Origin of the sequence: Clostridium sp., from assembly GCF_036569345.1 — a bacterium.
GTDB lineage: Bacteria > Bacillota > Clostridia > Clostridiales > Clostridiaceae > Clostridium_AD.
This window is the reverse complement of sequence record NZ_DATCQT010000062.1, coordinates 1-9,868: the sequence shown is the minus strand read 5'-3', so window position 1 is coordinate 9,868 and position 9,868 is coordinate 1. Positions and strand designations below refer to the sequence as shown.

At 28.8% G+C, this 9,868-nt stretch carries 12 protein-coding genes; 10 read left to right on the top strand and 2 right to left on the bottom strand.

All coding sequences use genetic code 11. The features are described from left to right. Positions 1 to 178: 178 nt before the first annotated feature. Positions 179 to 544, bottom strand: a complete 366-nt coding sequence (locus tag VIM70_RS06540; RefSeq protein WP_331944937.1) for a hypothetical protein — start codon at positions 542 to 544, stop codon at positions 179 to 181. 88 nt (positions 545 to 632) lie between these two features. Continuing rightward, positions 633 to 2,108 carry a nicotinate phosphoribosyltransferase gene (locus VIM70_RS06535; protein ID WP_331944936.1) on the bottom strand — a complete coding sequence of 492 codons (1,476 nt, stop codon included), beginning with the start codon at positions 2,106 to 2,108 and terminating at the stop codon, positions 633 to 635. A 156-nt stretch (positions 2,109 to 2,264) separates the two neighbouring features. Here VIM70_RS06535 and VIM70_RS06530 point away from each other — a divergent pair, with 156 nt between their 5' ends. The 10 genes from VIM70_RS06530 to VIM70_RS06485 all read left to right on the top strand — a co-directional run bounded on the left by VIM70_RS06530 (position 2,265) and on the right by VIM70_RS06485 (position 9,744). Further along, on the top strand, positions 2,265 to 4,298 hold the full coding sequence (locus VIM70_RS06530; protein WP_331944935.1) for an ATP-dependent helicase: 2,034 nt from the start codon (positions 2,265 to 2,267) through the stop codon (positions 4,296 to 4,298). A gap of 154 nt (positions 4,299 to 4,452) precedes the next feature. Then, a complete protein-coding gene (locus VIM70_RS06525) occupies positions 4,453 to 5,406 on the top strand; it encodes a site-specific integrase (protein WP_331944934.1) in 954 nt (317 codons plus the stop codon). Positions 5,407 to 5,593: 187 nt separating this feature from the next. Next, entirely contained in the window at positions 5,594 to 5,791 is a 198-nt protein-coding gene (locus tag VIM70_RS06520) for a hypothetical protein (RefSeq protein ID WP_331944933.1), read from the top strand. A 44-nt stretch (positions 5,792 to 5,835) separates the two neighbouring features. Continuing rightward, positions 5,836 to 6,666: a class I SAM-dependent methyltransferase gene (locus VIM70_RS06515; RefSeq protein WP_331944932.1), complete on the top strand. Its 831-nt coding sequence runs from the start codon at positions 5,836 to 5,838 to the stop codon at positions 6,664 to 6,666. A gap of 107 nt (positions 6,667 to 6,773) precedes the next feature. Further along, positions 6,774 to 6,956, top strand: coding sequence for a hypothetical protein (locus VIM70_RS06510; RefSeq protein WP_331944931.1), 183 nt, complete (start codon positions 6,774 to 6,776; stop codon positions 6,954 to 6,956). A 75-nt stretch (positions 6,957 to 7,031) separates the two neighbouring features. Continuing rightward, a complete protein-coding gene (locus VIM70_RS06505; protein ID WP_331944930.1) occupies positions 7,032 to 7,205 on the top strand; it encodes a hypothetical protein in 174 nt (57 codons plus the stop codon). Positions 7,206 to 7,309: 104 nt separating this feature from the next. Next, the gene (locus tag VIM70_RS06500; protein ID WP_331944929.1) at positions 7,310 to 7,468 is read left to right on the top strand and encodes a hypothetical protein; all 159 of its coding nucleotides are present in this window, start codon (positions 7,310 to 7,312) and stop codon (positions 7,466 to 7,468) included. Then, positions 7,468 to 7,680: a hypothetical protein gene (locus tag VIM70_RS06495; protein ID WP_331944928.1), complete on the top strand. Its 213-nt coding sequence runs from the start codon at positions 7,468 to 7,470 to the stop codon at positions 7,678 to 7,680. Before VIM70_RS06500 ends, VIM70_RS06495 begins: the two co-directional genes overlap by 1 nt. A gap of 11 nt (positions 7,681 to 7,691) precedes the next feature. Then, positions 7,692 to 9,128, top strand: coding sequence for an FtsK/SpoIIIE domain-containing protein (locus VIM70_RS06490; protein WP_331944927.1), 1,437 nt, complete (start codon positions 7,692 to 7,694; stop codon positions 9,126 to 9,128). 4 nt (positions 9,129 to 9,132) lie between these two features. Beyond that, positions 9,133 to 9,744, top strand: a complete 612-nt coding sequence (locus VIM70_RS06485) for a hypothetical protein (RefSeq protein ID WP_331944926.1) — start codon at positions 9,133 to 9,135, stop codon at positions 9,742 to 9,744. Positions 9,745 to 9,868: the final 124 nt, after the last annotated feature.

Genomic DNA, 9,868 nt, shown 5'->3' with positions numbered 1-9,868 from the left:
TATTGGGGATAATTTTTTAAAATAAATACCATTATTCTACTGTTTTATATAGTTTTTTGTTATTGTTAGACAGACTCACGTACGGTTCTGTGAGAGGAAAGAAGTCGGGAAATTTATTCCCGACTTTTACCTACTCGATTAGCTGATTTCATATATCTCATATTAACATGTGAATAAATTATGATTGATGAGAATCACAATGTCCAGAGCAACCATTACAGGACTTGGTACCACCGCTTGAACAATCTTTCTTATCACTTTTAGTAAGTACTGTTTTAATCCAAAATCTAGAATCACTATATGCTATTGTGAGTTCATTAATGTTTTCTAGGAGAGATTCATCATATAATATTTGCAAATCACCAATGTTGTTTCTAATATCTCCTGTCTTAAAATTGTCTAAATAAATATCAACTTTTGCAGTTTTACAACAACCGTCGGTGAACACAAATCTTGCGCTATCATATGTTTTATCAAGTTTAATCATTTCTAGAAGCACGTCAAGTGCAACTTTTGAAAGTTTAATTTTTAAAGGCAGTTCCATAAAGTCCTCCTAGCATTTCTCTTTGGTATAGTAATTATAGAAATATTATTACACAAGTGTAAATATTTTTACCCAAGGGTAAATATTTTTACCCAAGTGTCTCAGAATATTGATTTAGTAAACTTTGCTTTAGGTTCCATAAATTCCAAGAAAGGTCCACATAATATGCATGAGGATTGTCAAATCTTAAAACCTCGGGCCATAGTTTAGAGACTTCGTGATTAGAAAATGCTTTTATCTGCATAACAGACGGAGACTCATAAACTAGTTGACCATTATCAAATAGTTTAACCAAAAGTTCTTTAATATAGTAATGTTTAAGATTTCTTTTTTTCCAAGTATAAATTGGATTAAATATTTCAAGTGGTCTAGTTACATCAATTTGCTCATCATGCAAGGTAATCAAATCAGCAATTGCCTTGTTTGTTCTGTTATCAAATATCCTGTATAATTTTTTAAAAGCAGGATTAATTATTTTTTCTGCATTCTCGCTAATTTTAATTTTTGGTATTATTACACCGTCATTCTCAGCAGCAACGAGTTTATAAACACCGCCAAATACAGGTTCTGATCTGGCAGTAATAAGTCTTTCGCCAACACCAAAGTTATCAATTTGTGCTCCGTTTTCTAAAACCCCGGTTATTATATATTCATCAAGAGAGTTAGAAATTGTAATTTTCACATCTGAGTAGCCAGCTTCATCAAGGATTAATCTAACTTTTTTGGTTAGATAAGTAATATCTCCACTATCAATTCTAATTCCCACAGGTCTTTTTCCCATAGGTTTAAGTACTTCATCAAACACTTTTATAGCATTTAGCACACCTGAGTTTAACACACTATAGGTATCTATAAGAAGTACGCAGTTATCAGGGTAGGTTTTTGTCCAAGCTTTAAAGGCTTCATATTCAGTATCAAATAGTTGTACCCAGCTATGTGCCATAGTTCCAAGCGCTGGAATATTAAACATTTCCTCAGCTATAGTACAAGCAGTTCCAACGCAACCACCAATAACAGCAGCACGAGCTCCATATATAGCTCCATCATAACCTTGAGCACGACGAGATCCAAATTCCATAACAGGTCTACCTTTTGCTGCTCTACATATTCTACTTGCTTTAGTAGCTATTAAGGTTTGATGATTTATTGTTAGTAGAACCATTGTTTCAACAAATTGAGCTTGAACGATAGGCCCCCTAACTGTAACTAAGGGTTCCCCTGGAAAAACAGGATAACCTTCAGGAATAGCCCATACATCACATGAAAATTTAAAATTGCTTAGGTAATCAATAAATTTTTGGGAAAATGTATTTTTACTTTTTAAATAAGATATATCATCATCAGTAAAATTCAATTTAGAAAGATATTCAATTAATTGTTGTACCCCAGCCATAACGCAATATCCGCCACCATCAGGTATTCGCCTAAAAAACATATCAAAGTAGGCAATTTTATCCTCAACGTTATTATCTAAGTAACCGTTTGCCATTGTTAGTTCATAGAAGTCTACGAGCATTGTTAGGTTTCGTTCATTCCTCACATTAAAATCTTTTGAGTAATCCATAATTTTTTCCCCTTTGAAATTTAATAAAAGTATATAATAGAGTTATAGCACAATTACATTTTAATGTAATTATAGGATTATTACAATAGTAATTTGGGTATAGAAAGAATGTATAGTATATAAAAAGTAGATTGATGAAGTGGAGAAAAGTATAATATGAATGATAAAGTAGGCATCAAAAAAACACATGCAAACCTAAGCAAAGAGCAGAGGGAGGCTGTCTTTTCTAGTAGTAGAAATTTACTAGTTACAGCAGGCCCAGGTAGTGGTAAAACGGTAGTTATTGTTAATAGGATTGTTCATTTAATAAATGAACAAAATATTAAACCTAAAAATATTATAGTAATTACCTTTACAAGAGCTGCAGCTATTAATATGAAGAATAGATATGTTGCTATTAATGGAAAAGAAAGGGTACCATTTTTTGGAACTTTCCATGGTTTGTTTTATAAAATTCTTAAAAATTATTATGGGGATATAAATATAATAGATACACTAGATGTATATAAACTCATAAAAAATGTACTTATGTCATATCTGGACGAGGTAGGAGATGAAAAGGTAAAGGAAGTCATAAATAACATTTCTGTATTTAAAACAAGTGGTGATTTAATAGAAAATTTCACTCCAAGTATTGATAAAGGAATATTTATAGCAGCCTATAATATTTATGAGCAATATAGGAAGGAAAAGAACTTATTGGATTTCGATGATCTTCAAATTGGATGTAAAGATTTATTTATAAAAAATTACACAATACTTCAGGGATATAGAAAATTGTTTAAGCATATTTTAATTGATGAGTTTCAAGATTGTGATTCTATGCAAGTTGAAATACTAAAACTTTTAAATGAAGAAAATTCTATCTTTGCAGTAGGTGATGAGGATCAATGTATTTATGGTTTTAGAGGGTCCAATCCTCAGTGTATGGTTGATTTTTCAGAGCATTTTGTAGGGGGAGGGAAGTTACCCCTGTCTACTAACTATAGATGCCCAAAGAACATAGTGGAAATATCCATGAATGTTATAAAAAATAATAACATGAGAAATGAAAAAAATATAACAGCATTTAAGGATCAAGATGGCAGCATTGTTGTACTTAATAATGTGAATGAAAATGCGCAAGCTGGAGAAATTAGTAGCATAATTCAAAAATATATGGATAATAATGAATATGAATATGGAGAAAATGCAATATTATACAGAACAAATGTAGAATGCAGAAGTCTAATAGATGTGTTTATTAAAAAAAGAATACCTTTTAAGCTAATGGACAAGGAATATGACTTCTTTCAACATTTCATTTGTAAAGACATAATTGCATATTTAAAATTAAGTATTGATAAAGGTGATAGAAATAGCTTCACTAGGATAATTAATAAGCCATTTAGATATATAAGCAAATTAAATTTAGATAAGTTAAAAAGAAATAATGCACGCGAAGATTGTTTTGAAATGTTAAAGGAAATAGAAGATATACCTGTGTTTCAAATGAAGATGTTAGATAAGTTGAAAAAAGATATACATTTTTTAAATAAAATTTCTTTAGAAAGCGCTATAGATAATCTAGTTCTGAGTATAGGATATCATGATTACATTAAAGAATATTGTACTAAATTTAAGATTGATTTAGGTGAGATGGAGGATGTTATTGACGAGTTTAGACAATCAGCGGAGGGGTATAGCTCTATAATAGCTTTTCTAGCACATATAGAACAGGTTAAAGAAGAGATCAGCAAACATAAGAAAAACATTGATGAAGATGCGGTAATATTCAGTACAATTCATGGCGTCAAAGGTATGGAGTTTAAAAATGTATTTTTGATTAATTGTAATGAAGATAACATACCGCATGTAAATAGCATAGAAAATAACTTAGAAGAAGAAAGAAGACTGTTTTATGTAGGAATTACAAGAGCCATTGATAATGTTTGGATATGTATTTCTAAAAACGTAAAAGGAAAGGCGAAAGAAACCTCACGATTTATTAAGGAATGTAATATTATAGGCGTAACTGGAGCAGAATTACCTTTTAAAGAAGGGGATGCGGTGCTTCATAAAAGTTTTGGAAGTGGAATAGTAATGTCCATTACAGATAAAGATTTAGAGATTAAGTTTGAGGGAGATATTATAAGGAAATTTGATACTAATGTATTGTATAATAACTCACTAATAACAAAAGTGGAATAAGGTAAAACATAAGGAATTCTAAAACATATTTTAAATATAAAATAGGATTAAAAGAGTAATAAGTAATAAATAACATCAAAAATGGTGATAAAATTATTCAGTAACTCCATACACGCAATCTGTAAATTTAACGTTGGAGGTATGGAATAATATTATGGCAAAAATCAAATTAAAAAACATGAGGAATGGAAACAAAAAGACAATAAATGAGTGTCATGAAGAATATTTAAATTACTGTATATCAATTGGACAAGCAGATAAAACTATTGAGAGTAAAATAAGATTTTATAGATTCGTATTACCAAAGATTGTTATTATAGATGAATCAATAGAAACTCTAACGAAAAAGAAAATAGAAAATCAAGTTATTTTTTACAGGAAAAATGGGTATAAAGGAAATACATATAAGTCATTTGTAATTAAAGTGAGGGCATTTCTGACATTTTGTTTTGATAACCATTATCTAGTTAAATTCGATGTAAAGATTCCGACAGTGGATTCAGAGAAGAAAATAGTTTATAAAGAAGATGAATTGGCTTTATTGCTAAAGAAACCTAATTTAGATGATTGCTTGATAGGCGATTACAAAGGTTGGGTAATTGTTAATTTTCTGTTAGGTACAGGTTGCAGGTCAGAAACACTACTAAATGTAAAATTACAAGATATTAGGTATTCAGAAGACTTAATATTATTTACGCATATGAAGACTAGAAAACAAATACTAATTCCATTAAGTCCTACATTGAAATTAGTATTAAAGGAATATGAGGAAGTTATGAATTTTAATCCTGATGATTACTTATTTGCTAAATTAGATAAAGTCAAAATGTGCTATGATACTTTACATCAAAATATATCTAATTATTTCAAGAATAGAAATGTAAAGATGCGTGGAGTAAATACTTTTAGAAATACTTTCGCCACTTTATTTATTAGGAATCATGGTGATATTTATAGATTAAAAGTTGTGCTAGGACACTCCAATATAAAAACAACCGAGAAATATATTAATCTATTACCAGTAGATATGACTGAGGATATATGTAGATTTAATCCATTAGATGTTTTAAATAGAAAGAATTCTAAGGTAAGGATGAAGATAAGATGAAGCCATAAAGTAGTAATACAGAATATCATTTTAAATATAAAAAAAGATACAAAGATTAAAGATACTTAATTTATTTGTATCTTTTTTTATATTTAAAATAATAGTAATGGTGATAGATATATAACATAAATTATAGTGAATTTATGTTATAATATAAAGAAAAAGTAAATTATGGGGGGAAAATCAGATGAAAAAGGTTAAGATAATTATGGCTAGTGGAAATGAGTATTTTTGTAATAATTTATGTTTAGAGGATGTTATAAAAATTGTAACAAACGAAGATGGTACATTTAAAGTTAGAAGTGTGTTATTAACTGGAGAAGATATGACTAATAGAATTTTGATTAATCCATTACAAGTGTCAAGTATCGAAGAACATGATTAATAGAGTGGAGAAAAATCTAAAATCATATAAAGAGGAATCATAAAATGAATAATGCTATCAAACGTATAGAGCAGGAGCGTAAAAAATATGCAAAAGACTGGTGTGTAGATGCAAAAAAGTTTACAGAAGATAAAGATTATGAATGGATGGAGAGCATAATTAAAAGTTATAAGATGGTTATAGAAATTGGGTGTGGAGATGGTAGTAGCACCCTAACATTATGCAACGCAGGGCATAATATAGTATCTATAGACGAAAATATTGAATGTTTAAAATTAACTAAAAATAAATTAGAACTAGCGGGTTATAGTGTTTCGCTAATAAAAAGAGAGTCTTTGTTAATTTTGAATCCCAAAAAATATAAAATCAATTATTCTAGAATTGATTCTGATATTAATGAAAAATCAGTCTTGCTTATTCAAGGGGATATAATTGAAGATAGAAATTTATTACAATGGTTAAAGGATAATAGACCCTACGATGCAATCGTATGTTGGTTGATAGGCACACATGGTTATCGAATATTTAATGATATTATATCCGATAGAAGGATTAAAACACCAGGTGATTATAGACTTACAGTGCAAAATAGAGTATACGAAATAGCGGATGAATTACTTAGAAGTAATGGAGTATTGCAGATTGTTGATAGAGGAGAAACTCCGGACAAAGCTAGTATAAAAGAAGATTTTATTGAATCACATAAAGATCAAGCAAGTGTTACTTCATTAATAGTTAATTCTTTAGCATATAGAAATTATGATAATAACATAGACAATGGGACTAGAATGAATGTTACAATTGGAAATAAAATGGAAATAATCACTAAATTGCCTAATGGATCATTTATATCTGTTATTTCTGTTAAACCGTAACAAAGGATACAAGCTTGGAAGGCTGTAGCAGGGAGAATTGGATATTTAATAATGTATTTGTTCTGAATACTTATGTATAAAACATAGAAGAAGGAGATGGCATTGAGATGAGGGAAGAAAACATTACTTGTTCAAAATGTGGTGCAGAATATGAATTACATCGTCATAGAATACCTATGAGAGATAAGGATTCTGAAACATGTTATTTTTGCAATACTACTTTAATTTCTTGGAATGGAGGAGTAATGTATAGCACAAAACTAATTAAAAAAGGAAATATAGATAAGTAAATAATTGAAAACTCATTCGCGGGGATAGTTTTCAATTATTTTAACTTAGATAATGACTAATGACGAGGTGAGTATATGGTTAAAATTAAAAAAGATAATTATGAAAGAGTTGAATTGACCTTTGCTAAAGATAATAAACTTGAAATTGATGTTTATAATTTTATTTTAGAACAAAGCAAAATGACAGGTAAAAGCAGATATGTTAAAAACCTTATATATGAAGAGATGAAGAAGACTACTGAGAAGTAGTCTTTATTTTTTTTCTTTAACATTTAATTTACTAAAAGTTAGGAAACATTTACGGAAATAATACATAGTATATATTAAGAAATGAAAGAGATGGAGGATAAACGATGAAAAAGGATTCTCGAATAATTCAAGTAAGTTTCAAGAAAACAACTAGAGATATTAAAATATATAGTTATGTAAATGCATTAGAAGAAATGAGTGATTTTGTAAAGGATGCATTGGAGGTTTACATCAAAAAATTAGATTGTGAAGGTAGAAATTAATGGATTTAATAACCGATTTTATAATAGATAATATAACAAAAATAATGTTGGCAGGGGTTGCTCTTAGTGTACCAATTGTAATTAATTATAAAAAGAAACATCAATTTAATTTACAAACAGTTTTTTTAACTACCCAGTTCAAGACTAAATTCAAAAAACATCAAAATAATTTCAATGAACAGTTTAAAGAAGGTCATAGTCTATTTAAATAGGTGGTGATGGTATGAATGCAAAAACTAAATTTATAAATAAAATCAAATCAACAAAATTAAATAAGTTTAGAAATAAAATTAAGGTGAAAATGAAACAAACATCTTCAGCTAAATTGTTACAAGAAGCTAAGAATAAAAAATCTCAAGAAACTAAGGAAATCAATAAATTTATATATAATTGGATTCAATTAATGGCATTTTGCCACCTAGACAATGATATGGACGAAACTTTTTCACTAACAGAAATTAAAAAAACTACGTATGGATTCAAATGTAATATTAATATTGTAAATGGACTTAGCTTTTCAAAATTAGAAAGTGAAGAAATGATAAAAACAATAGAAAATAATTTAGGGTGCAAATTTATTACAACTTCTATACCAAAGGCACAACACTTAAAAGCAGAGTTTATTATGAGTGATATTCCCTCAATAGATTTTGAACCTTATATTGATGCTAAAGGAAAGAAATTAGCACCATATCAGATATATGTAGGTACTGGAATTGATGGAACTCCATTGTTTGTAAATATGTTGGACTATCCTCATTGTCTTATTCAAGGTGCAACAGGAATGGGAAAAACAAAACTCATTGATTCAATAATTACAAATTTAATCGTTTCTAACTCTCCTGAAGATTTAAGCCTGTATTTTATTCAGGTGGATAAAAGTGATCAGATTATTTATAGGAAGTGTAAGCATTCAAAAGCCTATGGAGATGATATTTACAAAGCTCTCGCCATTGTTAATTATTTAAAGGCAATTGTAGATGCAAGGGATAAAATTCTGAGACCATTCATTGAAGACGGAATCTGTGAAAATATATTTGCATTTAATAAAGTTTGTAAGAAATATAATCAAAATAAATTTAGTTATATATATCTTGTCATAGATGAATTCTCCTCCCTAATGCCCTCGAGTGAATCGGCTGATAAAGATAAAAAAGCTATAAAAACTGAAATTCAAGAAAGTATGGAGAGATTAATTGCTATAGGTAGATATGTTGGAATTTATGTAGTTATAGGACTCCAAAGAGCCACGATAGATAAAATACCTTCCTTTTTAAAGGCAAACTCCAACACTATCATTACATTTAAGGTTAATAATAGAAAGTCCTCAGAGGTGGCTATAGACTCGAATGAAGCTACTGAACTATTACCTAGAGAATTTATTGTAAAAACAAGTAAAAAAATACTGGGAAAAACTACTACACTCTATCCATCAACTATTCTTGATTATATAAAACCTTTTAGAGTTACAAATGCACAATATCAAGATTTTAATTATCTTAGTTGGTTTAATCCTGAAGTTGGTACTAAAAAAGAACAAAAGAGAAAAGAAACTAAAGAGAGTAAAAACGCTAAAAGGAAAGCAGAAAGATATGGTAAAAATGATACTAAGTTTACTCAAAATGAAATAGAGCAGTTAGAAACGAAGAATCGGAGGTAGTTGAATGCTAACAAGTAGAGATAAATTAATGATATATCATATAGAGAAATATGGATTTATAACTATAGCTCAAGCATACTCGATTTGGTGGAATGACAGGAAATATGGATATGATTTAGCACGTAAAAGGTTAAATCAATGTATACTTTTAAAGCAAATAAAAGGTTTTAAGCCAGTAGGAAATATATATGCTGAAAAGATATTTTATATAGAAACAAAATATGCTACTCCAACAAAATCAATGATAATTAGTATGAATATATATGCAGAACTCATTAGACAAGGTGCAGGAATGATTCATTTTAAAAGAGAAGAAAGTTGGTTTAATGGAGATTATAGGTCAGATGCTTTTACCATAGTTAGCCTGAATAATAGTATTTATAGTGCTTGTATTGAAGTAATAGACACTACAAAATTATCTTATTCAACACATAAAAAAGCTTTAATATCTAAATATGAAGACATTTATAATAATGATGAAACTGTAAAAAAACTTATGGAAATAACTAATTTAGATAGAAAATTTTCAGAGCCTAAACTCATTATAATTAGCGAAATATTACCTAAAGAAAACATTGAAATAGATGAAATAGAAATTATGTTTCTGGTATACTAAAATCAATGCAGACCGGCCTTTAAAAACCCAAGCATAAAATGGAAAAATTCCATTGCCAGCACCCTTAAAATATATTATCCTTTTTAGTGACGAAACTGAAAAGGAGAACAAGGAGATGCTAACA